Consider the following 24182-nt stretch of genomic DNA (forward strand, 5'->3'; position numbering starts at 1 on the left):
GTCAATTTGAAATGTAAGAACCTGGTTATTTTAGTTTATAAAATGGGTATGAATAAATAAGCAGTGTAACTTATTCGTAAGGATATATTAAGGTGAATATTACTGAATAAGCGCATTTTTAATGATTTGGGGTGTTCGTGATGTCTGTACTGATTTTGTTATTTCATGTAATCTGTTTAATCATTGTGGTAAGCGCTGGTATTGTAGCAATAAAAGAGTTTAAAAAACCTATGAATAAGCGGAACCAAAGGAAAATTGACTCAATATTAGTATTAGTGCTCATAGTGGCTTTAGTCGCGATTTTATCAAGTGTTTTTACAGATATATAATCAAAGTCGTTACTCGAAATGAGTAGCGGCTTTTTTGTAAATAATTAAAATATAATTTTTGTTATTATAATGAGCCAAATAAAATAACATTTTGTAAATGTTTCAAAATTAATATAGAATAAATTAAAGAGGTTTTGAAAATGAATTTTTTGAAATCGACATGTAATATGATTCAAATTTTAACTAGGGAGATGTTGTTATGAAATTTAGGTTTGGTGTTTCACTATTATTGGTTTCTAGCTTGCTACTTTCGCAAACGGCGATGGCTGCCCAAGATAATAATGAACAAAACACAGATAAAAGCAATAAGCAAAATAGAGAGGACACCAGCAAAGCGATTGATTATGAAGAAGCTCAAAAAATGAGCCCACAACAATTGAAAAATGCACTGACACCAGAAGATTTAAAATTACATAATAAAGTTGCAGAACATAATAGTACAGAGATGAGAAGTTTTGCTGCAAATCGTGCTTATCAAGATGTGAATACATATATAGCAAATAATAATATTAAGCCAGCGAAGATTGTTCAAGATACTAGAATAAATAATTTGCCACAGTATAGTTATAAGTCTGGCAAATACATTGGTGTAGTTATTCATGAAACGGCTAATCCAAATAGCACGATTGATGGTGAAGTGAATTATATGTACAACAATTACAATAGTGCATTTGTTCACGCATACGCGAGTAGTGATAAAATTATTCAAACTGCCCCAAGCCAATATTTAGCTTGGGGGGCTGGCGCAAACGCGAACCCTTATTTTTATCAAATCGAATTAACAAGGTCTAATACATTTGATGAATTCGCTAAATCTGTAAATAACCAGGCCTATTTAACAGCAAAAATGTTGAAAGCTAATGGTTTACAACCTTCTCTTGCAGATAACAACCAAGGTACAGGGACAATTATTAGTCATAATGCTGTAAGTCAGTATTGGGGTGGCACAAACCATACGGATCCTATTGGTTATTTTAGTCAATGGGGATATGACATGAACCAATTTTACAGTTTAGTGCAAAAACATTATAAATCTCTTTCAGGTGACGATAGTGATGATGCTATTACTGGCAGCACATACAAAGTGACAAAAGGAGATACGCTTTACAGTATTTCAAGACGAAGTGGTGTTTCAATTGATAATATAAAAAAATGGAATAACTTAAGTAGTAACAATTTAACTGTGGGGCAAGTATTGAAGTTGAAAAATCCCGAAACACCGAGTGATTCGATTACTGGCGATACACACAAGGTAGTCGAGGGAGATACACTTTATAATATTTCGAAAAGAAGTAAAGTGAGTGTAGATAATATAAAAAAATGGAATAACTTAAAATCAAATCATATTAGTAAAGGGCAAACTTTATACTTAGTTAAAACACACACTGTTAAAAAGGGAGATACGCTCTACAGCATTGCTAAAAAGCAAGGGACGAGTGTAGAAAAAATTAAAAAGGATAATAAATTAACGTCGAATAGTTTGAAAATAGGACAAATTTTAAAAATCAAATAAAAATTGCTACTGTCAATAAGGCCGAACATTTATAATGTCTCGGCCTTCAATATAATTTAGAATATGTGTATTTGAAATAGAAATAGTCCTTATATAAGCGTTTTACCTTCTATATTCAGTCTGTTCTAATCTTGTGTTAGTACTGTTTTTCTCTTTTTATTAAAGTTGTGGAATGTATCATGTCGTGTTAAATTAACTCTACGCATAGAAATTGAGAGACTAATATATACATTATTTCAAATATTAAAACGTAGGTGTCTAAGTTCAGAGAGTATGATTTAGAAAGATATCAAAATAATTAATATTGATATCGTAGGGGCATGTTTATGAAATATTTTAATCATTATTTTACGTTATTATATGCGTTTTTATTGATAGGGTCTATTTACCTTATTTTTGAATATACAAATTTAAAATCGTTTGAAGGCAAGGGATTTTGGATTTATATTATATATATGATATTTGGTGTGTTGATTGGAATAATGAACCGTAGGTATCGTATCAAAAAGGACAAACATCAATAAAAAAATAAATGAACTTCATTTAATGATAGCCAAAAATGAACAAGTGTATGAGTTTATGATTCAATCACACATATAGAGCACTTTATTTAGTTATAAAATATAAATCAAAAGATAATTATAAAACTTGAGGTGAAATGCTATGTTAACAAAAGGAATTAAACATCCACGTGTTAAATTATTATTTGATTTTATTGGAATTCTGTCTGCAATTGGCGTGTTGATTATTGTATTTATAAATAGTTACGTGGGTAATCATTCTGGGAATTTTAAATTAGGCTTCGACGTGTATGGTACAGATATGATTATAATGAATATCTTCTTATTAATTACGGTGGTGTGTGCAGTGATGTCTATTATTTTAAAAAGCATAAAATGATATTGGTAGTGTAGTAATCGTTAAATGCTTTAGATAAATGGTACACCATTTGAAAGATGCGTTATAGTGGGTATTTCGTTAAATAGTTTGTAGAATAAGAAGAGCCTGGGGGAGCAATATGTGCCCCAGGCTTTCAATATGCTTGGCTGTAGTAAATTAGAATTAAAATATACTAATCGTGACGTTTTTATAAGGCAACTATTAAAAAGTCTTAGCCTGTATAATACAAAATAACCTCAGTTAACGAAAATAAAATAAAGATACCTTCGTTGAATTTATTTTAAAATGAGTTATTTAATAAATTAAATTTTTTATGTTTGAGAGTGAATGCCTTTAGTGACAGCTTCTGCAAAATCATAAATAGATTGACGATATTTAGAAGTGTTCTCTCTCGTTTTTCTGTCTAAGTTATCTTTTTTGAAAAACGATTTTCTGATAGAAGTAGATATCTCAAGTTGTACACCAGAACCACTGTCGTTTTTATTAATAAAGTTATTATTTGAACTCCCGTCAATACGGTTGGGACTTTCCTCTACATTAAATCCTTCTTTTTCTAATTCTTTCTTAATTGAATCGGCCATTTTTTTATCCCGTCCACCAATATAAACTGCATTCTCATCGCTTTGAAAGCCATGTATAGAAATAGATTCTTTAGATTTATTACTCATTTCTTTTAATTTAGAATCATCAAAACGAGTAGAAGTAATATGTAATTGTTTATTATTTGATTTTAATAATCCTTCAAAGCTGTATAAGTTGAAATCTCCTTTTTTAGAGATAATCTTAGCTAATTCAGAAGTACCAGGTTCAATGCCACCACCATGGATAGCAGTGATTAATATATCTTTATTATTAGTTTTCTTAATGTTTCTTTGCCAATCGCTATTTTTCTCAGTGTCTGATTTTAATTGAGAGAAATTTTGGTATTTATCCTGATTTTGAGATTGGTCTTGGTTCTGGGATTGATCTTGATGCTGGGATTGATCATGGTTCTGAGGTTGGTCCTGATTCCATACGTATGTGAAATATAAACCGAGTAATACTATGCCGACAATAACGAGCATAATTAAATAATATAAATAAGTTTTTAAGATGTTTTTCATAATTAGCTCCTAAATCTATATATTTAGTGATTGTTAAATTATAACAAAATTATTAATAATATATAAGTTATAAGTAATTTGCAATTGTATTACTGATTCCGTAATACCTAGTTACATTTTAGAGTATGACATAATACATAGCCAATAATGAAACAGTTGAAAATGAACATATGGTTGGTAGGTAAAAGATTTATTTTAGGAGAAAGGTTGTGAATTTGTTGGATATAGTAACGAAAATGTAAAACAATGTGCCTAGTGATAAAGTGTTTGAAGCTTTTGTAAATCCAGATTGTGTTGGAGGATTCTGGTTTTCCTCTGGCTCTGAGCGTTGATGTTAAGGAAAAACAACAACTTACGATATGAGGCGTATAATGCTGAAATTAATATATTTATAAAAAATATTGTTGAAAATGAAGAAATTAACTTTAAATGAGGAGCATCGCATTCAGTCACAATTCATTTTAAATGTAATAGTCATTACACGATAGTGACTACAAGCGAAAGTGGGTTTAATGAAAATGATGTGAAACGCTTACTAGGACAAAAAGAAGGTGGATTTATATGTCAGCTGTTTAAAGATATATATGGTATACGATAATAAAATAAGAGGTGCATGATTATAAGTTCCATGAAGAGGAGAGATGTTAAATCATTTTGAACGCTTTTCGTTATAATATAGCAAAGGATTAAACAAATGATTTGTGTGAAATAAAATTGTATGTTTAAATGTAACTACAAAAGTTTCAATTAAAACCAAAAGGTGAGACCTATGAATTTAGAATTTAATATAGCAGTACACTTATTATCATTTTTGGTAAAGCATTTTGATGAACGTTTTAATAGCACTGAATTAGCTGAACGTATTTGTGTAAACCCAGTGCAATTACGTAGGGTGACGCGTAAATTAAATCAATACCAACATCTAGAAACATCAAGAGGTAAGTTTGGTGGGTATCGAGCCAACATTACAACGGCTCAGGTGAATTTAGCTGAATTATTTATACTTTTTAATGAAGATAAATCGGAAGGACGTATATATACTGGAGATGAAAGTAGTAATTGTGAAATATCTAGAGAGATTGGTAATACAATGTCTAAGTTCCACAAAAAGGAACAGCAGATATTAATCGATTATTATAAAGGTATTACAATACGTGATGTTTTAAATGAAACGCTTAAGGAGGATACTAATGAAACAATTTGATTTACTTATTATAGGATTCGGTAAAGGCGGCAAAACATTAGCCAAATTTGCAGCTGGACAAGGGAAAAGTGTCGCTGTAGTTGAAAAATCTAAGAAAATGTATGGTGGTACATGCATTAATATAGGATGTATTCCTTCTAAAACGCTTGTACACGAAGGATTAGAGCATGGTTCATTTGATGAAGCTTTTTCTAGAAAAAGCGATGTAGTTAATGCTTTAAATAGCAAAAATTATCATAATTTAGCAGATGATAACAATATAAGCGTCCTAGATTATAAGGCAGTATTTACGTCTAATAAAGAAATTGATTTATTAGATGAAGATGATCAAATACAAGAAACAATCACAGCAACTGACATTGTTATAAACACAGGTGCGAATCCCGTTATTCCATCCATTGATGGTGTAGAGACGTCACAACATTTATACGATTCTACAGGTATTATGGCGTTGACAACTCAACCTAAACAGTTAGTTATCGTTGGTGGAGGATATATTGCATTAGAATTTGCTTCTATGTTTGCGAATTTTCGTACACAAGTCACAATTTTAGAAAAACATGATGATATTATGCCTAAAGAAGATAAAGAGATTGTTTCTGAAGTTAAGAAGGATTTAGAAAATAAAGGCGTAAACCTCGTATTGAACGCAGATACAGAACGTTTTGAAGATACAACTTCTGGCACGATTGTGCACACTACGAAAGGTAACTATGAAGCAGATGCCGTATTATTAGCAACTGGCCGTAAACCTAATGTAGATTTTGGACTAGAAAATACGGACATCAAAATTGGCGAACGTGGTGAAATAAAAGTAGACAAACATTTACAAACTGATGTACCACATATATACGCATTAGGTGATGTGAAAGGCGGTATGCAATTCACTTATATTTCATTAGATGACTTTAGAATCGTCAAAGACCAGTTATTTGGGAACGGCGAACGTACAACTGAAAATCGTGGCGTTGTACCTTATACAGTATTTATTGATCCTCCATTATCACGCGTTGGTTTGACAGCAGGAGAAGCCAAAACGCAAGGTTATCAAATTTTAGAAAATGCAGTTCCAGTTAATACAATCCCACGTCACAAAGTAAACAATGACACAAGAGGTTTGTTTAAATCAGTAGTTAACAAAGAAACAAATGAAATACTAGGTGCGACATTATATGGTTTACAATCAGAAGAAATCATTAATTTAATAAAATTAGCAATCGATCAACGCTTACCTTTTGAAGTATTGAAAGAGAATATTTATACCCATCCTACAATGGCAGAATCTTTTAATGATTTATTTAATATGTAGGTAGCAAACAGTAATAAGTATACATTTGCTAAGATTTGTATATAAGGACTACTAAGGTTTAGAGCATCGTATAAAGCAAGTTCATGCATAATAGAATACGACAGAAAACGTATGTTTCTAAAATGGTTTCTGTCCTATCTCGGTAAAGGTGACTAGAAAAAAAGCATGCAAGAGCTAAAATGCTTGCCATAAGTGCCTTCAACTTAATAAATTAAGAAGTGGTACTTTAAAAATTTAATATCAGTGTATTTTCATTCCAGTTATCTACTGCCAATATGATATTTAAGGCTGAGACATTGTACTAAATTTGTCTCAGCCTTCTTATATGAAACGTATTATATTATTGACTTAATAATCTGACCAATCAATCCAAAAATACCAATAACTAAACAAACAACGCCGAAGCTAACTAAACTTTGTTTTTTGCCCACGTTTTCTTTTTTTGGTATACGATTATTTAGGATGAGCAACACAATACCAACAATAATGAGTAATATTGAGATAATCCACATTTTGCGTCCCTCCTTATGTAATTTGATTATGACACGTGCTCTTATTATATATTTACCCTTTTACTTTCTAGGATTAACGCATTCGTCTTGTTATTTATAATGATATTATGCATATTAAATTTAAAATACGGTTTATATATATTATAAATGATTATGTAAAGAAAGGGTATAGTTAGATATAAAACAAAAAAGCCAATAAATGTCGTGTTTTTAATGCGGTGATTTATGGGGCTATTGCAAATAAAGCCTATCCAAATTATGAAATAGAATATTAATATATCCAGGGACGTTCTCCTGCGTGTATTTAATTTTAAACATGATATCGAAAATTAAAAACAGATATGTTATTGGCGCTAATCAAAAATTAAAAGATGAGTATACTGATTCGTATGCATCAGTTATACTCACCTTTTTGGTCGAGGATTTAGATTATAAAATATTGTGGCTCACATCCTCGTGTGAATAGTTTTTTAATAATGAACAGCCTAGTGGATGTTGACCGTTATCTACATAGTGATTGATTTCCTCAAGTACATCTAAAATCTCGTATTCAGGTGTATTGATATCAAAAGTATATTTGAATATTTGTTTCTTGTCGGATAATACAGTAGCAATAAGTTCATCATTTTGCATTTTGTAATTTAATAATTTCATCATAATCCCTCGCTTTTATAAAAATTTATAGTTTAATTAATCAAAGTGCTTAATTGAGAATGAGTTTCATCAATCACGCTATTAAATTATAATTATTATAATTTAATACTTAGTATACATTAAAATTCATAAAATGTAGAGAGTTTTGACTCGAAAAATTATAAAAAAAGTGCAAAATTAAGCGTTAATCTTATGTTAAGCGTTTTCCTTATGATAATTATTATAATTTATGATAAAATTCATTTCTTAAGCTTGAATATAAAAGTGTAATTTGATATGATTTAAATAATTGAATAAACGCTTTCTAGGGTTCCACAACATTTTTGTTGGTTCGGTCCGAGAGAAAGCCACATATATGATGTGACACGGAAGGATAAAAGCCTGGGAGATAGTATGAACAACTATCTCCCGGGCTTTTTTAACTTTTTTAGGAGGTATCTTATTATGAATTGGTTAAAAATTATTATTGCAGCTGTCTTTGAAGTAGGATGGGTGATTGGTTTAACGCATGCTTCATCAGTATTTGAATGGATTTTAACTATCATTGCTATATTTTTAAGCTTTTACTTGCTTATTGAAGCATCTAAAGTATTGCCAGTAGGAACATCTTATGCAGTGTTTGTTGGACTTGGTACGACCGGTGTGACATTATTTGATTTTCTATTTTTTGGACAACCATTTAATTTAGGGAAAACTATTTTAATAATAACATTATTATTAGGTGTAATTAGCTTGAAATTAGTGACAACAAGTGATGGGGGGCGTTCGTAATGGCTTGGATTTTATTAATTTTTGCAGGTGTTTTTGAAATGTTAGGTATCACGTTTTTGAATGCTTATGTGCATAGTCGTAAATGGCGTTCGCTTGGATGGATGATAGCTTTCTTTGCAGTGAGTTTCTTAGCGTTATCCATAGCAATGAACCAATTGCCTATGAGTACGGCTTATGCTGTATGGACTGGTATTGGTGCAGTCGGAGGGGCTGTTTTAGGTATGCTATTTTATAAAGAGTCAACTGATATAAAAAGAATTATCTGTATTATTGTCATATTAGGCAGTACGATTGGTTTGAAATTAATAAGTTAATGTTTATTGTATCAATCAATATTAAGAAGATGTGTAATCCTCTTATTGGCTAATGTTAGTCTTTAATGTGTTTGATTTGCTTTGGAGGTTTAGAATAGAACTTACAGCTTACGCAATATGCGATAGTTTTTTCTAGACAAAATATAAAAAGATCGAAAAATAAAGATTAGCTTATTCTCGATTCATTGAGTTATTGCTAATAAAATAGAAGAGAGCAGGGTGAAAACTTTTGAGTAAAATCGTTTCTGTCCTGCTCTCTATTAAGTGTAATATGTTTATGAATATAAAAGACAAGTAGCCGATTCTCGACTACACAGGTAATATAGCATAATCGTTTAATTTGAATCAATTCAGACGGTGTATTTTTATAGTAAACTGTTTAAGGCCTAGCTTGTAATATACTTTCTTTGAATTATTAAAAAATAATGGACTAGCGTGTTGCGATGGTCAGTGCATCTTGATAACATAAACAAAGTGGAGGTGCATAGAATGGAAGGATTAGCCGCATTTATTACAATCACTTTAATGATTATTATCGTCCCTGGTCCAGATTTTTTTGTAGTAATGAAAAATTCGATTACGTCAGGTAAAGGTAATGGCGCAATGGCAGCGTTAGGTATCACAACCGGTCACGTTGTTTATTCTTTATTAGCGGTTTTTGGTATTATTTTTATATTAGCAAATATGTATTATGTATTCTTAGTAATTAAAATACTTGGCGCTGGTTATCTTATATATCTAGGGATAAAAAGTATTATAAGTGCACGTCAAGGTATGAATTTTTCTGTAACGCAAATCGAAGCGCAACAGTTTAGTTATTTAAGCTCTTATAGACAAGGCTTTTTGAGTACCATATTAAATCCGAAAGCACTACTCTATTACATAAGTATTTTACCGCAATTTTTAAGTACGGGTGAAGGCGTTACAACACAAATAGCCATACTGTCAGCGATTGTAACTACAGTTATTTTATTATGGTTTATTTTTTGTGTTTATATTTTTCAATATATCAAGCTACTTTTTGCTAATAGAAAAGTCAAAGCCATTTTTGATTACGCAGTAGGAACAGTTTTAATAGGTCTGTCACTTAACTTACTATTTAGTAAAAGTAGTTAATAAAAGCGAATATAAAAAGGGAGGATGGTTTCACGTTTATTAAGAACCATCCTCCTTTTTAAATATTATTTTACGGGTTAAAATAAGCATTTTCAGAAATTAGTACTTTAACACCGCGATAAACGTTTTTAATTGTATACCAAATGGTCAATATGATTAAAATGATAGAGAAAATAATAGCGATAACAGTAATCGTGTTTTGTTGCTGATTGATGAGTGTGCTTCCTAAACCTAACGTAATTGCAATGAAGACTGGACCGATATATGTGATAATATGATAAAATAATGATTTAGCTGCATGCGCAGACGCTGGCTTATCAGCAAAAATCCAAATAATGATTGGTAAAATAATAGGTGCAAAAAATATACTAAAATAACTGATAGAAGATAGAACGCGACCGCCTTGTGTATCCGAATGTAATGATTGTTCATTCATTTTTATCACCTCATGTTAATCATAACAACAATAAAAAATGAATTATAGTCTATATGCTCCATCTAACAAAAGTGTTAGATGAGATAAAAAGGAGGATAAATCAATATGAAAATATACTTAATTCGACATGGTGAATCTAAATCTAATTATGATAAAAAAGAAGGGAATCATTATTTTTGTGGCCAATTAGACGTGCCTTTAACGGAAAAAGGAGCGCGCGGCGCACAACGATTACAATATCATTTTAATAAAATGAAGATTGACCATATCTATTTATCAGATTTAACGAGAACTAGGCAAACATATAATGCAATTTTTGATAAATTTATCCCTGCAACTGTGACCCCTTTATTAAGAGAACGTTCTTTAGGTATTTTTGAAGGTAAAAAAGTGAGTGAAGTTGAACAAGATCCTCAATATGCAGCATATTTTGGTAATGGCGCATATCATGCATTTAGACACAGCTTTACTCAAAAAGCGCCAGAAGGTGAAAGTTATGAAGATGTATTGAAACGTGTAGAAGCTTTCTTTAAACATGAAGTAGACCCATCTTTAGAATCTATTGTAATTATTGCGCATCAAGTCGTAATCAGATGTTGCTTAGTATATTTAGGGTATGAAAATAAAGATACTGTAATAGACAAAAAAATAGAAAATTGTGTGCCGTATGAAGTTGAAAAATAGCATAAGAATCTAAAGATAAATACTCACGGCCAAAATAAAATTAAAATGCACCTTCGTTAAATAAGGTGCACTGTTATATTTAAGTATTTTAATTTTGAACGTACATACTTGCCAATGCGTATGATTTGGTGCTGTAGTTTCTGATACAGACTTCTGTGGGTCTCAGTATGCTATCAAAAGATGACTGGGAATGAAAACACGCTTCAAGCTTTATATTTACATTAACTAGCCATCCTTGGCAGGGCGCAACTGAGCAATCATTTTAGAGAAATGTGGACTCTGCCCTGTCAGCTAATATCTTTTTGCTGCTGTTAAGCTATCATGAAATCCTTGAAAAATTGTGTGTATATTGTCTAAAAAACTACCGACAATAACTGCTAGTATGACGTAAGTTATACTTAGAGCAATTGATTTATATGAGATAACGCCATATGTTTCTTTCTTCTCAAAGAGATTAAAAGCTATGAAGACAGCAGCCATTGCACCTAGTAAAATAGTTATCACCATGGGTGCTACCTCCTTAAAATGGTTTCTCGACTGTGCTCCTACGTTTACTGTATTTGATCTTATACTAAAGGATAACAAACACAACTCTGAGAAAAAAAGACATATCATATTAAAAAACCTTACAATCATGTAAGGTTTTTTACAAATATAAGTCAATGTTTTTCGAAAAATAATGTGTAAGCGTTTAAAAAGCTTTATGAGACTGGAAATTAAAGATGTCATCGTTTTGTAATGCTATTGATTTAATCTCTTATTAAGTAAAGTAAATATGACATTTATTTAAAATAATGTTCACAATTATGATTATTATTTTCATAAAAATAAATAATGTGGTTATTTATCTACTGCGTCACTTTTTATGCCTTTTTCTTTAAGGAATTTTTTAATTTTTTCTTGTTGTTTACCATTTACATCTCCAGCGTATTCTGTCGATACATCTACAACGTTCAATTTGTTCTGGGGTTGATAATTCACTTCTTCAATTTGTTTATCAGCATCTTTAATTGTGCTATTTAAAGCTGTGAAGTAAGTGATAATACGGTCAACATGGGTTTTATAACCTTTTGGTAAATGATTTTCTTTGACGAATTTCTCGAAGCGTACATCATTTTTGATAGCGTTGTGAGACAAATCTGATAATCTTTTTGCTTGAGCATCTGTAATTTTAGTATCAGTACCCGTTTGTTTATCTAGTTTATACTGTATTAAATATTTGTTGTCTATAATATCTGAGTTAACATCTAAATACTTTTTAATTGCTTTATTCATTTCCTCTTCACTAATGGCTTCATCTGTTTTATTCGAACTAAAAATGTCATTTTCTGTTAATTTTTTGACATCGGTAGGTGCGTGTCTGTCACTGTGTTGTTGGTCATCATTCGAATCTTCGTTAGAACATGCGGCGAGTATAGCAGTTAGCATGAGTACTAACGATAAAAATATACTTTTTTTCATAGAACGTACTACTCCTTTAATCATAGTCCTGTTTATATCATAATCTATTTGTTCTTGAAATTATAACTTAAGGGTATCATCTCAAGCTACTGATTTATATAGACGAATGATACATAAACGCACAATCTTTTGAACGAAATATAAAAGTGCAATCTGACTTAAACGATTTGTTATGGATGTTAAAACATCAAAACGGTACGATTTATTAACTGAAAACATAAAAAAGGAGAACCGATTTGGTCCTCCTAGAAAGTTATCTATTGATTTTAATAGGGCATGTAATTTAGTGACGAATAATATAATCAAATGCATTGAGTGCGGCATTTGCGCCAGCGCCCATTGAAATTATAATTTGTTTGTTACGATCGTCTGTTACGTCGCCTGCTGCGAATATGCCAGGAATACTTGTGGCGTTGGTACGATCAATTATAATTTCATTCGCTTGATTTAATTCGACATAATTATCAAGCCATTCTGTATTTGGTAGTAACCCGATTTGAACGAATATACCTTCCAATTCAACAGTATGGTCTTCGCCCGTTTCTTTGTCTTGGTATTTAAGACCAGTAACTGAATTTTCACCAAGCACTTCAGTAGTTTGAGCATTTTTAATAATTGTAACGTTTGGTAAAGAGCTCAAACGTTCTTGTAGTACGTCATCTGCTTTAAGGCTAGCGTTACGTTCAAATAGTGTTACGTGCTCTACAATACCTGCTAAGTCTATTGCAGCTTCAACACCAGAGTTTCCGCCTCCTACGACAGCGACGTTTTTATTTTCGAATAAAGGACCGTCACAGTGCGGACAGAATGCAACGCCTTTATTGATAAGCGCTTCTTCACCAGGTACTTCTAGTTTCCGCCAACGTGCACCTGTAGCAATGATAACAGTTTTACTTTGTAATTTAGCGTCATTATCTAAAGTAACAACTATACCGTTATCTGTTTTTTCAATGTCGCTCGCTCTGACACCTGTCATCATATCAACATTATACTGTTTTACATGATCTTCAAGTGCAGATGAAAACTTAGGCCCGTCTGTTTCTTTAACAGTGACAAAGTTTTCAATTGTTGCAGTATCATTCACTTGCCCGCCGATGCGATCGGCAACAATACCAGTGCGTAATCCTTTACGAGCTGTGTAAATCGCAGCACTCCCACTTGCAGGGCCACCACCAACGATTAACACGTCATAAGGCGCTTTATCATTAAACTCTGATGGGTCTACTTTACTGCCTAATTCAGTTAATATATCTTGAACAGTCATACGGCCATTACCAAATTCTTCACCATTTAAATAGATAGCGGGCACTGCCATGATATCTTCAGATTCATCTCTAAAGATTGCCCCATCAACCATAGTGTGAGTGATATTAGGATTTAATAAGCTCATTAAATTTAAAGTCTGAACAACATCAGGGCATTTTTGACATGTTAAACTGATATACGTTTCAAAATTAAGCGGGCGGTCTAAAGCTTTAATTTGATCTATGACAGATTGTTCTTCTTTAGGCGCACGACCACTTACTTGTAATAAAGCTAATACAAGAGAATTAAACTCATGACCCATAGGTAAACCAGCAAATGTTACACCTGTGTCTTCATCAGGTCTATTAACAGTAAAGCTTGGCGTACGTTTTAGGTCTTTTGCTTCAATTGTTATGTTTGAAGACGCTGCAGCTACTTCGTCTAGCAATTCTTTTAATTCTTTAGATTTATCATCTGAACCAAGACTTGCACTTAGTACAACGTCACCTTCCATCAATTGAAGTAATTGTTGCAATTGTGATTTTAGCTGATCATTAAGCATTCAAATCAATGCCTCCTTAGATTTTACCTACTAAGTCAAGACCAGGTTGTAATGTTTCTGAACCTTCTTCCCATTTTGCTGGGCATACTTCACCTGGGTGTTGACGTACATATTGTGCTGCTTTAATTTTGTGTACTAATGTACTTGCATCACGGCCAATGCCGTCTGCATTAATTTCAGCTGCTTGAACAACACCATCAGGGTCTACGATGAATGTACCACGTTGAGCTAAGCCAAGTTCTTCATCTAATACTTCAAAGTTACGAGTGATTGTTTGTGAAGGGTCACCAATCATTGTATATTGAATTTTATTAATCGCTTCAGAATGATCGTGCCAAGCTTTGTGTACAAAGTGAGTATCAGTTGATACTGAATATACATTGACACCTAGTTCTTGTAACTTGTCATATTGTCCTTGTAAATCTTCTAATTCAGTCGGGCATACGAATGAGAAGTCTGCTGGGTAGAAGCAAACGATATTCCAAGCACCTTTTAAGTTTTCATCTGAAACTTCGAAAAACTCATCTTTCTTTGGATCATAAGCGTTAGCTGTGAATGGTAAAATTTCTTTGTTGATTAAAGACATGTAAAACATCCTCCTATTTAATAACTTATTGTTAATGTAAAATATTATTGATTAGATTATTATTATTTCTTAATTATAATAATTCTAATCTTTCATTTTCTATTATTGCATGTAGTACGTATTTCGTCAACAATAGAGGGCTTGAATCATAATAGATTTAAAGCGTGCGCGCTATTTGCGTTGACAGACAATTTGAGTCATGCTTACACATACAAAAATGAAAGCATATACATTGTTTATATAGTCTTTCATAAAATATAAATAACCTTTCAATTCTCAACTAAACATATGAAATTGAGAAGAAAGGCTATAGAATATTGATATAATGCGTTTGAAGTAAATTATAACGAATTTGTGAACATTCTTAACGCTTTCGGAACTTGTAATCATAAACGAATGTTAAAGTAATGATACTTACAATTAACCAAATCATTAAATAAATTAAATTTAACGTTGCGTGATTTGTTTCTAACTCTAAAACGAGTCCGAAAGGTAACCAGTTTAATACTTTTTCAAAGAAACCTAAATCTAAGACATCCTTCATCATTTCAAATAAAGGTATCATACCAAATATAAAGAAGGGTAGCATTGTATACGTTGTAGCTGCTCCGGTACTGTTAGATAAAAGGCCTAATGTTAAGCCTAATATAAGATAGAAAAACAACATGATCACAAGTCCGATATAAGTTTGAAAACCAAAATGAATAGAACTACCAAGAATTAGGAGACTTAAGATAGTTGTAATGATAGTAAGTATTGTCATTATAATGGCTTTTGATAATAATATCTCAACTTTTGATGCGGGCGTTTCAATTAATCCTTTTAAAGTGCCTTTTTCATTTTCTTCAGCAAACATCGTGATGATTGTCGCAGTTGCCACCATCACAAACGCCATATTAACCACAATAAATTGCATTAGGATTGTGGCTGAAGTAGCGTTGCCTATTTCAGACATTATAAAACTGTAGAAAAAGCTAACAAACAATATAATGATTGGCATAAATATAATAGATGGGTTACGTATGGCTTCTTTTAGATCTTTTTCTAATAGGGCAGATAAACGTGTGGTATTCATATTAAACGAGCTCCTTTCCTGTGATTTTTAAGAATACATCACCTAATGTAGGTAAATCAGAGGAAATATATTTTAAATCATTAGCTTCTAACATATCTGAAATATATTGGGCTGATTCACTAGTCATGGGTAAAGTCTTGGACCGATTGTTTTTGTGCATCACTTTAATCGTATGGTTCGAATGATTAAATCTAAAGTTATCAGGTGTATCGATTTCTTTTAGTATGCCAGATTCAATAAATGCGACGCGATGGCATAGGTCGTTAGCTTCTTGCATATTATGCGTCGTTAAAAATATCGTTGTACCTCGTTCGTTGAGCGCTTTAAGCCCTTTGTGTATGTGTTGAATCGTTAAGGGATCTAATGAAGCAGTAGGTTCATCCAAAAACAGTAATTCTGGTTCGTGTATCAATGCTTTTGCTAATAAAACGCGCTGCTTCATACCGGCTGATAAATGTTTAACCAATGTTTTTTTATCTTGAGTTAAACCAATAAAATTTAAAGTGTCATCTATTTTTTGTAACGGCACATCATTTAATTTCGCAAATAATTTCAAATTATCTGCAATGCTTTGTCTTTCGTAAGCAGTACTGTGGTCAGATAGTATACCTATTTGATCTATAAATCCATTAGAACCAATGTTTTCATTACGATAACCTAACACCGTTAGACTACCCTTAGACTGACAGTAGGAACCAGTTAGCATTTTAATTGTCGTCGTTTTTCCAGAGCCGCTTGGGCCAAGAAAACCGAAAATTTCTCCTTTTTTTACGGTGAAACTCATGTTTTGAACAGCATCTTTATTTTTAAAAGACTTCGTTACATTTTCCATTTCAATTACATTATCCATGAAAAAACCTCCTTTTGAAATCAACAACAGTTTATCGTTTACAGGAGCGCTGTACAGTCAAAAGAAGGTGAATTGTATCTATATCACAGTGAAATGTTACTCATAAATATTGAAAAATTGTTCAATATCTTTAGCTTTTTGTCTTGATAAAGGTATTAGTGTATCTTTGGAAGTATTAAGTCGAATAGAGTAACTATTTTTAGACCATGAAATAATTTCACTAATTTTTTGTAAATTAATAATATACGAACGGTGGCATCGATAGAAACCATAAGGAGTGATAAGCGTTTCTATATTTTGTAATGTCGTGTCATGAATATATTGTTCATCGCCCACATGAATGACTACTTTGCCATCTTGGCCTTCTAAATAATCAATATCTATAGGGTCAAGGAACATTGTTTTTTCATTTGTCTTCACTGTTAGTCTTCTGATCGGCTGACGACTTAAGTGTGTTTGATTTTCGGCAATAGATGATGCATACTTTTCAGAATTGTCGTTGGAAAGCGCTATGGGTTTGAATGAATTTTTGTTAAAACGATAGCAATATTCACTAATTAGAAGCGCTTCTTCAGTGTGATTTGTTAATGAAATAATGGTATTAGATGTACTTAACTCATTAAGTAAATTAATAATCGTATATTTTGTTTCAATTGTGACGTTTTGTAGGGGTTCTTTTATAATAAATTTTGATTCTGGCACTATCACAAGCTTAGCGATATGTAATAGCTTAAGTTCAGAATTAGAAAGTTTTTTAATTCGTTTTTGACTAAATATTGCGAGATTGCATTTGTGTATGATGGTTTCGCTAGCGAGACTGGAGCTATACCATTTGCACCAAAATTTAATGATTTCTTTGACTTTCATACGTTCTGGGAGTGGCTCGTCAAGCGTGTAAGTCTTAAAATGCGCGTAATTATGATTTAAGTTGATAATAGAATATTGAAGTTCGTTTTCTGTCACTATCGTAGCTAGGTGATGTTTGAGTTCAACTTCTTTATCAGCATATATAAACAATTTTACGTTATCAACCATAACTGACACCTCATTTAGTATATTTGTAACATAGTATAACAATCTTATACCGCTGTGTGTGTTCATTTCTAAAAGAAAATAAGAGAGAAATAACAAAAATGCGCTTTGTTACTTCTCTCTTATATTGAGGTAGTTTAATCTATAGCGGAGGTGTTTGCTGCATGTATGATTTATAAATCTCCGTTTAACCAAAAGCGCATGATGTTTTATCTAATGTGTTGGAAACGAACTGTATGAGATTAGACAAATTAATGAAATGTTTGTAGCATCCACCAAATTGTAACAACGACAGGAAAGAAGAGCCACCAGTAATTAGACAGAAATTCCCAACCATCCATAGGATGGTGATTTTGGTTTGAAACAGGTTGTTGGTAGGTTTCGATAGTAGTTTCCTTAAAGTTTTTATCACCTTTAATTAGTTCATCTAGAGAAACATCGAATAAATCACTCATTTTAATGAACATATCAATACTAGGGTAGACTTTATTTAACTCTCATTTAAAAATACTTTGATGTGAAATGTTTAGTATTTCAGCTAGTTCGTCTTGCGACCCATTTTTGAGTTCGCGTTGTTCTTTGATGCTTGAACCAATTTCCATATTAACCACGCCTTGTATTCAAAAATAAAGTAATGTGAGTATAAGGTCACGCGCCTAATTATTTTCTACAAGGCAACTTGAGGTTGCGCTATTGCGCCTTTAGGATTTTTGAAACGTATGCGGGTAAAGCATCATCCATCTATGTCGCCGCAAGCTATAATTAATCTAATATCTACTTACACAATATTTTAATGGATAAAAGAAACGGAGGCGAGAAAAAATTAAAAGTAACAATTTAATTTCTTAACTCGCCTCCATTAGGAAGGTGACTAACCTGTATATAGTTTGCTAGTGATTAAAAAGATTATCTGTCCCAATATCTTTTGCGTTCAAATGCTTGCACAATTGTTTGAGGGTCATCTGAAACAAAGACACCAGGAGCTTCTAAATTTAACTTAGCACCTGCTAAGCCTTGAGAAGCTGCTTGGTTCACCACTAATGGTTTATTGTGCTTATACGTGAGTTCTGCGAATTCTTCAACAGGTGGAAGAATGTCGCTGCCATCTGATAAAACGATTAAACTATCAAATAGTGTTGGATGAGCAGTATCAAATGTTTCCGTGATACCGAACTCTTCTGAAATATCTTTAGGGTGCTGTCCAACGAACGCATAATTCAATTTGTTTTCTGTAAATGTTTTAGCGTAAGATTTCAATGTATCCGCACTGATATCGCCATTTACTGCTACTGCTACAGAGTGACCAGCTAATGGAATATCTAGTGCTTCCATTGATAATTTGCTATCTTTTTCGTCTGAATTTACTTCTTCATTTACTTCAGGTACTTCGACACCTACATTTTTAGCTACACGCTCAGCTAAAGTGCGGTCTACCTTATTTAATTGGTTAACTGCATTTTGCTTAACCATAATAGAATCACACATGCCTATTTCAAATGAGAAACCATCTACAGTATGGTCAAATTCAGGTTGCGTTAAACTATTTAAATAAAGTTTAGCTTGGCTATAATAATCTTTGAAACTTTCGCTACGTTTTTGGATTTTACGGCCTTCGACTTTTTCTTGGTAGTGTTCATAGCCGCCTTCTTCTTTAGGTGTTGTATGAGGATCATTGTTGTTAAGTGCGTTTTTATGGTAAGCTACTTGTCCTTTGTTCACGTTCATTTGATGCATGGCATCTCTTTGGTTATTGTGTACCTCGTTAACAGGACGGTTGATTGGTATTTGGTTGAAGTTTGGACCACCTAATCTAGTGATTTGCGTATCTGTATACGAGAATAAACGTCCCTGTAATAATGGGTCATTAGAGAAATCGATACCTGGTACAATATGACCAGGATGGAAAGCCGCTTGTTCAGTTTCGTCAAAAACGTTAGTAACATTTCGATTTAATGTCATTTTACCAACTCTTTGAACTGGGACCTGATCTTCAGGCCAAATTTTAGTTGGATCTAAAATATCAAAATCAAAATCGAATTCTTGTTCAGGACGTATAATTTGGAGACCTAATTCCCATTCAGGGTAATCGCCTTTTTCAATGGATTCATACAAATCTTTACGATGGAAGTCTACGTCCTTACCATGTAACATTTGAGCTTCGTCCCATACTAAACCTTCTAAACCTTGAAGCGGCTTCCAATGGAATTTAACGAAATACGAGCCGCCTTCACTGTTCACTAGACGGAAAGTGTGAATACCAAAACCTTCAATCTGTCTGAAGCTCTTAGGTATACCACGATCACTCATTGCCCACACAGTTGTATGTGTTGATTCAGGATTTTGGGCAAAGAAGTCATAAAATGTATCGTGCGCTGTACCACCTTGAGGCATTTCATTGTGTGGTTCTGGCTTAACTGCATGAATTAAATCTGGGAATTTGATTGCGTCTTGGATAAAGAATACTGGGATGTCATTTCCTACTAAATCAAAAATGCCTTCATCTGTGTAGAATTTTGTGGCAAAACCACGTACGTCTCTGACTGTATCTGGAGAACCTTTAGAGCCTTGAACGGTTGAAAATCTAACAAACACTGGCGTTGTTTTTTCGGGGTGTGTTAAAAAGTCTGCAGAAGTGTATTCTGATAAATCTTTATATACTTGGAATTCACCGTGAGCTCCAAAACCGCGTGCATGAACGACGCGTTCTGGGATACGTTCATGGTCGAAATGCATGATTTTTTCTCTGAAATGGAAATCTTCTAATAAGCTGGGGCCACGTTCTCCTACTGTTAAGGTATTTTCATCTTCGCTTATTTTGACACCATTATTCGTCGTCATTGCTTTTTCGTCATTGTCTTTTTCTACATTTTTTAATTGATCTTGTTTTTTGTTACTCAAAATAATTCCCCCCTTACATTATGACTTCCACGTTAATGGGTTTAGAAAACATTTTAGTTGTAAATGATTGATTATATAATGAAGTTTTCATCAATATGATTTGAACATGTATAAAAAGCATTGTCACGCAAAGGAAAGCAGGTCGAAATTAATTTTTAACTATTATGTCATGCGTTTCAAAAATTCATTTACAAATATAGCACTAATTTAATTTATATCAGTATTCAATTATTTTGAAATAATAAAAAATGGGTAAACAGATAATGAGCAATTAAATACAAGCTTTGTTATCATTTAAATACTATAAACATTTACATAAAGAGGAGCGGATATGACATGTCTGATTATGTATACAACTTATTGAAAAAACATCATTCGGTTAGAAGTTTCAAGAAAGATCCTGTCTCAGAAGAGAGCGTTAAACAATTAATTGAAGCAGGGCAAAGTGCTTCGACATCCAGTTATTTACAAGCGTATTCAATTATCGGTATTGATGACCCTGAGGTTAAAGAAGATTTGAAAGAAGTCTCTGGTCAACCCTATGTAGTTGAAAATGGCTATTTGCTCGTCTTTGTAATGGATTATTATAGACATGCAATTGTGAATGAAAATTCTAAAAATGATATGTCGACGTCTTTTGAATCAGCAGAAGGACTATTAGTAGGTACAATTGATGCGGCATTAGTTGCTCAAAATATTGCTACTACGGCTGAGGATATGGGCTACGGCATGGTCTATTTAGGATCGCTTAGAAACGATGTTGAACGTGTACGTGAAATTTTAGAATTGCCAGAGCATACTTTCCCGTTGTTTGGAATGGCATTGGGTATACCAGCAGATAACGAAAATGGTAGCCCTAAACCACGTTTACCAATCGAGCATGTCTTCCATCAAAACAAGTATAACAGCGATAAAGAAGTGCAACGGAGAGCATTAAGTGCTTATGATCAAACAGTTAGTAAGTATTATGCATCTCGCACAAATGGAGAACGTAGTGAAACATGGTCAGAACAAATCTCTAATTTTATGAGTGCTAAACAGAGATTAGATATGTTAGAGCAATTGAATAAATCAGGTTTTATTCAAAAATAGTAAACTGACAACTTCTGTTGAACACCATTTAGGATGGGGAAAGTTCATCTCTTAGAAAGGGGTTGGTTATGTTGAGCATGTTTGACAAGTTATTTGGAAAGAAGACGCATGGAGATTCCAATGTAAATAAAAACTATATTTACTCTTCTAGCAGTAAACTAACCCCTCAAGAAGCTCAAGCCTATTGGGTAAAGATGGCTCAAAAATTAATCGTCGGAGCGATAAATTCAGTTGATCATACAGCAGAGCGCGTATTTATCCTTGTTTCGTTCAATGAGGATGACTCCACGATAGATATATTCTTTCAAATGGACGGCCAGTTAAGAATGTGGAATGATTTAGATAACCAAACGCATAAAAACATTATATCTAATAGCCTAATTTCACAAGCACCTAATCTCGTTAAGCATGTGAACTGCCTGTATGACAGTGTTGATATCACACGGCTTGCCTATTCACAAATTCAATATGAGTTCGAGAGTAAGGCTTGGTATTTACATGATATTAGTGAAGATAGTGCAGAAGCCTATTTAGATAAAAACCCAGCTTTTTTAAAGTGGTTTGATGATGTATCTAACACAATAGATTCAATTCCATTAGATGGTAAACAGAAAATTACTTGGGGTCCATTTAAACCTGAATATTAATGACTAAAAGCACGTTTCTTGGATATGGCTAAGACATATCCAAGAAACGTGCTTTTTTGATTGTTAAAATAATATATAGTTTATATATTTAAGAAAGCATTATGAACATCTAAGAGCTAAAAAATAACAACTTATTCAATTGTTTATTAAAAACGTCTGCTTACATAAATGAATTGAAATCACCCTAGATAAAATTGATTTTAGACATAAAAATAACTCCTTCTAAAAAGTTTTCACTGTTAAGTGTCTACTTTAGAAGGAGCATCGTAATGGATGTCTTAGTTCTAATCTATATTCGGGGTAAAAGGTAATGATAGATTAGGAACTTGTAATTTCACCATAATCTTTGGAATGATAAGTGTCAGAATCTAAGTTGTTTGTTAGTTTAGCAGTGCCAGCACCTGCAAGCATAGAGTCGTTAACATTTAATGCGGTACGACCCATGTCAATCAATGGTTCTACAGAGATTAACACTCCTGCTAATGCAACTGGTAAGTTTAATGTAGACAACACAATGATAGAAGCAAATGTTGCTCCGCCTCCGACACCAGCTACACCGAATGAACTGATAATAACAATGCCAATTACAGATAAAATAAATTGCAAGTTAACTTCGACGCCAGCTGCTGGTGCTACCATGACAGCAAGCATCGCTGGATAGATACCAGCACAGCCATTTTGACCAATTGAAAGACCGAATGAAGCTGAGAAGTTAGCAATACCATCTGGTACACCTAAACGGTTTTTTTGTGTTTGAACGTTTAGAGGTAACGCCCCTGCACTTGAGCGAGATGTAAACGCAAATAAGAGTACTTCAGATGTTTTCTTAACAAATGTAACGGGGTTCAAGCCGATACCTGTCACGATAATCAAATGAATGATATACATGACAATCAATGCTGCATAAGATGCAATCACAAATTTACCTAATGTCCATATTGCGCCAAAATCACTTGTTGCGATGGTATTCGCCATGATAGCTAAAATACCATAAGGTGTTAAGCGTAATACAAAAGTTACGATAGACATAACAATACTATAAATAGCATCGATACCGCGTTTAAGTAAATGTCCGCTTTCAGGTTGTTTACGCATAACGCGTAAAAATGCAAAGCCGACAAACGCAGCAAAGATAACTACAGCAATTGTAGAAGTCGTACGTTGGCCAGTGAAATCTAAGAATGGGTTAGTTGGTAATAACTCTAAAATTTGTTGAGGTAACGTACTCGCTGTCATATCTTTAGCTTGGCTTGCAAGTTCACTACCTCTTGAACTTTCAGCGCTACCTAAATCGATTGTTGAAGCGTCTAAACCAAATACTAAGGCTGAAATAATACCAATGACTGCTGCAATTGCAACAGTACCGATTAAGAAAATGAAGATGTAAATGCCGATTTTAGCAAATTTTTCTCCAATTTGGATTTTTGTAAAAGCTGAAACGATTGAAATGAAAATTAAAGGTATAACAATCATTTGTAAGAATGAGATGTAGCCATCTCCAACGATACTAAACCAATCTGTTGTTTGTTTAGTAACCTTTGAATCCACACCGTAAATTAAATGGATAGCGATCCCAAAGACAATCCCAATGCCTAACGCTGTGAAGACACGTTTAGGAAATGAAACGTGTCTTCTTGCCATTACATATAAACCGATGAGGAAGGCCACAAAAATAACGATATTAAGAATTGTTAATAACATAAAAACAGGACCTACACTTTCTAAATTTAAATTAATTTTTTGAAATCCGATACGCATACTAAGGATAGTAGCAAAACAAATAATATTCAAGTCAATTACTCAAAAAATTTTAAGAAATTTATATAACACCCAATTTGTGGTAGTTGTATATAGGATATACATGCGGTTGGAACAAGGCATAAAGGGAT

At 32.9% G+C, this 24182-nt stretch carries 27 protein-coding genes and 1 riboswitch; of the genes, 12 read left to right on the top strand and 15 right to left on the bottom strand.

The genetic code is table 11. The features are described from left to right. Positions 1–140: 140 nt before the first annotated feature. From IEU88_RS13685 to IEU88_RS06635, 4 genes are all read left to right on the top strand, one after another. Complete coding sequence (locus IEU88_RS13685) at positions 141–329, top strand: hypothetical protein (RefSeq protein WP_096811061.1); 189 nt, start codon at positions 141–143, stop codon at positions 327–329. 199 nt (positions 330–528) lie between these two features. Then, positions 529–1842: a LysM peptidoglycan-binding domain-containing protein gene (locus tag IEU88_RS06625; protein ID WP_103373258.1), complete on the top strand. Its 1314-nt coding sequence runs from the start codon at positions 529–531 to the stop codon at positions 1840–1842. 326 nt (positions 1843–2168) lie between these two features. Then, entirely contained in the window at positions 2169–2366 is a 198-nt protein-coding gene (locus IEU88_RS06630; protein WP_103373259.1) for a hypothetical protein, read from the top strand. A gap of 139 nt (positions 2367–2505) precedes the next feature. Beyond that, positions 2506–2742, top strand: a complete 237-nt coding sequence (locus IEU88_RS06635) for a hypothetical protein (protein ID WP_096811058.1) — start codon at positions 2506–2508, stop codon at positions 2740–2742. 311 nt (positions 2743–3053) lie between these two features. Here IEU88_RS06635 and IEU88_RS06640 read toward each other — a convergent pair whose 3' ends face one another. After that, a complete protein-coding gene (locus tag IEU88_RS06640; protein WP_103373260.1) occupies positions 3054–3845 on the bottom strand; it encodes a poly-gamma-glutamate hydrolase family protein in 792 nt (263 codons plus the stop codon). A 769-nt stretch (positions 3846–4614) separates the two neighbouring features. Here IEU88_RS06640 and hypR point away from each other — a divergent pair. Continuing rightward, entirely contained in the window at positions 4615–5049 is a 435-nt protein-coding gene (hypR, locus tag IEU88_RS06650) for a redox-sensitive transcriptional regulator HypR (protein ID WP_103373261.1), read from the top strand. Next, entirely contained in the window at positions 5036–6358 is a 1323-nt protein-coding gene (gene merA / locus IEU88_RS06655) for a hypothiocyanous acid reductase MerA (RefSeq protein WP_103373262.1), read from the top strand. The genes hypR and merA overlap by 14 nt, the downstream gene beginning before the upstream one ends. 335 nt (positions 6359–6693) lie before the next feature. Here merA and IEU88_RS06660 read toward each other — a convergent pair whose 3' ends face one another. Together IEU88_RS06660 and IEU88_RS06665 are read right to left on the bottom strand one after the other, a co-directional pair. Beyond that, positions 6694–6870, bottom strand: coding sequence for a hypothetical protein (locus IEU88_RS06660; RefSeq protein WP_170006901.1), 177 nt, complete (start codon positions 6868–6870; stop codon positions 6694–6696). A 429-nt stretch (positions 6871–7299) separates the two neighbouring features. Next, positions 7300–7524: a hypothetical protein gene (locus tag IEU88_RS06665; protein ID WP_096811054.1), complete on the bottom strand. Its 225-nt coding sequence runs from the start codon at positions 7522–7524 to the stop codon at positions 7300–7302. A gap of 293 nt (positions 7525–7817) precedes the next feature. Then, positions 7818–7914: riboswitch (guanidine-I (ykkC/yxkD leader) on the top strand. Positions 7915–7968: 54 nt separating this feature from the next. On the opposite strand from IEU88_RS06665, the gene IEU88_RS06670 reads away from it, so the two are divergent. The 3 genes from IEU88_RS06670 (at position 7969) to IEU88_RS06680 (ending at position 9725) form a co-directional block, all read left to right on the top strand. Continuing rightward, positions 7969–8295, top strand: coding sequence for a DMT family transporter (locus tag IEU88_RS06670; protein WP_103372905.1), 327 nt, complete (start codon positions 7969–7971; stop codon positions 8293–8295). Further along, positions 8295–8609, top strand: a complete 315-nt coding sequence (locus IEU88_RS06675; RefSeq protein WP_096811052.1) for a DMT family transporter — start codon at positions 8295–8297, stop codon at positions 8607–8609. The genes IEU88_RS06670 and IEU88_RS06675 overlap by 1 nt, the downstream gene beginning before the upstream one ends. Before the next feature lie 489 nt (positions 8610–9098). Further along, complete coding sequence (locus IEU88_RS06680) at positions 9099–9725, top strand: LysE family translocator (protein ID WP_096811051.1); 627 nt, start codon at positions 9099–9101, stop codon at positions 9723–9725. Positions 9726–9795: 70 nt separating this feature from the next. On the opposite strand, the gene IEU88_RS06685 is transcribed toward IEU88_RS06680, so the two are convergent. Next, entirely contained in the window at positions 9796–10161 is a 366-nt protein-coding gene (locus tag IEU88_RS06685) for a DUF4870 domain-containing protein (protein WP_096811050.1), read from the bottom strand. A gap of 105 nt (positions 10162–10266) precedes the next feature. On the opposite strand from IEU88_RS06685, the gene IEU88_RS06690 reads away from it, so the two are divergent. After that, entirely contained in the window at positions 10267–10845 is a 579-nt protein-coding gene (locus tag IEU88_RS06690; protein WP_103372906.1) for a histidine phosphatase family protein, read from the top strand. Positions 10846–11136: 291 nt separating this feature from the next. Here the strand turns inward: IEU88_RS06690 and IEU88_RS06695 are convergent, their stop codons facing one another. From IEU88_RS06695 to IEU88_RS06735, 10 genes are all read right to left on the bottom strand, one after another. After that, positions 11137–11352, bottom strand: coding sequence for a hypothetical protein (locus IEU88_RS06695; protein WP_096811048.1), 216 nt, complete (start codon positions 11350–11352; stop codon positions 11137–11139). 333 nt (positions 11353–11685) lie between these two features. Further along, positions 11686–12306, bottom strand: coding sequence for an NDxxF motif lipoprotein (locus tag IEU88_RS06700; protein WP_096823959.1), 621 nt, complete (start codon positions 12304–12306; stop codon positions 11686–11688). A gap of 283 nt (positions 12307–12589) precedes the next feature. After that, entirely contained in the window at positions 12590–14113 is a 1524-nt protein-coding gene (gene ahpF / locus IEU88_RS06705) for an alkyl hydroperoxide reductase subunit F (protein WP_103372907.1), read from the bottom strand. A gap of 16 nt (positions 14114–14129) precedes the next feature. Then, positions 14130–14699, bottom strand: coding sequence for an alkyl hydroperoxide reductase subunit C (ahpC, locus tag IEU88_RS06710; RefSeq protein WP_103372908.1), 570 nt, complete (start codon positions 14697–14699; stop codon positions 14130–14132). A 364-nt stretch (positions 14700–15063) separates the two neighbouring features. After that, on the bottom strand, positions 15064–15774 hold the full coding sequence (locus IEU88_RS06715) for an ABC transporter permease (RefSeq protein WP_096811044.1): 711 nt from the start codon (positions 15772–15774) through the stop codon (positions 15064–15066). Position 15775: 1 nt separating this feature from the next. Next, positions 15776–16624 (bottom strand): ABC transporter ATP-binding protein, encoded by an 849-nt coding sequence (locus IEU88_RS06720; protein WP_096811043.1) that lies wholly within the window; start codon positions 16622–16624, stop codon positions 15776–15778. Between the two features lie 96 nt (positions 16625–16720). Next, complete coding sequence (locus tag IEU88_RS06725; protein ID WP_103372909.1) at positions 16721–17659, bottom strand: LytTR family transcriptional regulator DNA-binding domain-containing protein; 939 nt, start codon at positions 17657–17659, stop codon at positions 16721–16723. A 248-nt stretch (positions 17660–17907) separates the two neighbouring features. After that, complete coding sequence (locus tag IEU88_RS13865; protein WP_318270860.1) at positions 17908–18123, bottom strand: hypothetical protein; 216 nt, start codon at positions 18121–18123, stop codon at positions 17908–17910. 30 nt (positions 18124–18153) lie between these two features. After that, positions 18154–18258: a helix-turn-helix domain-containing protein gene (locus IEU88_RS13870; protein ID WP_232514185.1), complete on the bottom strand. Its 105-nt coding sequence runs from the start codon at positions 18256–18258 to the stop codon at positions 18154–18156. A 304-nt stretch (positions 18259–18562) separates the two neighbouring features. Beyond that, positions 18563–20554 (bottom strand): catalase, encoded by a 1992-nt coding sequence (locus IEU88_RS06735; protein ID WP_103372910.1) that lies wholly within the window; start codon positions 20552–20554, stop codon positions 18563–18565. A gap of 336 nt (positions 20555–20890) precedes the next feature. Between IEU88_RS06735 and nfsA the strand changes: the two genes are divergently transcribed. Continuing rightward, a complete protein-coding gene (gene nfsA / locus IEU88_RS06740; protein WP_096811040.1) occupies positions 20891–21646 on the top strand; it encodes an oxygen-insensitive NADPH nitroreductase in 756 nt (251 codons plus the stop codon). Positions 21647–21723: 77 nt separating this feature from the next. Next, complete coding sequence (locus IEU88_RS06745; protein ID WP_103372918.1) at positions 21724–22293, top strand: hypothetical protein; 570 nt, start codon at positions 21724–21726, stop codon at positions 22291–22293. 318 nt (positions 22294–22611) lie between these two features. On the opposite strand, the gene IEU88_RS06750 is transcribed toward IEU88_RS06745, so the two are convergent. Continuing rightward, positions 22612–23994 (bottom strand): L-cystine transporter, encoded by a 1383-nt coding sequence (locus IEU88_RS06750; RefSeq protein ID WP_096811245.1) that lies wholly within the window; start codon positions 23992–23994, stop codon positions 22612–22614. Positions 23995–24182: the final 188 nt, after the last annotated feature.

The sequence above is a fragment of the Staphylococcus nepalensis genome, from assembly GCF_014635045.1.
Lineage (GTDB): Bacteria > Bacillota > Bacilli > Staphylococcales > Staphylococcaceae > Staphylococcus > Staphylococcus nepalensis.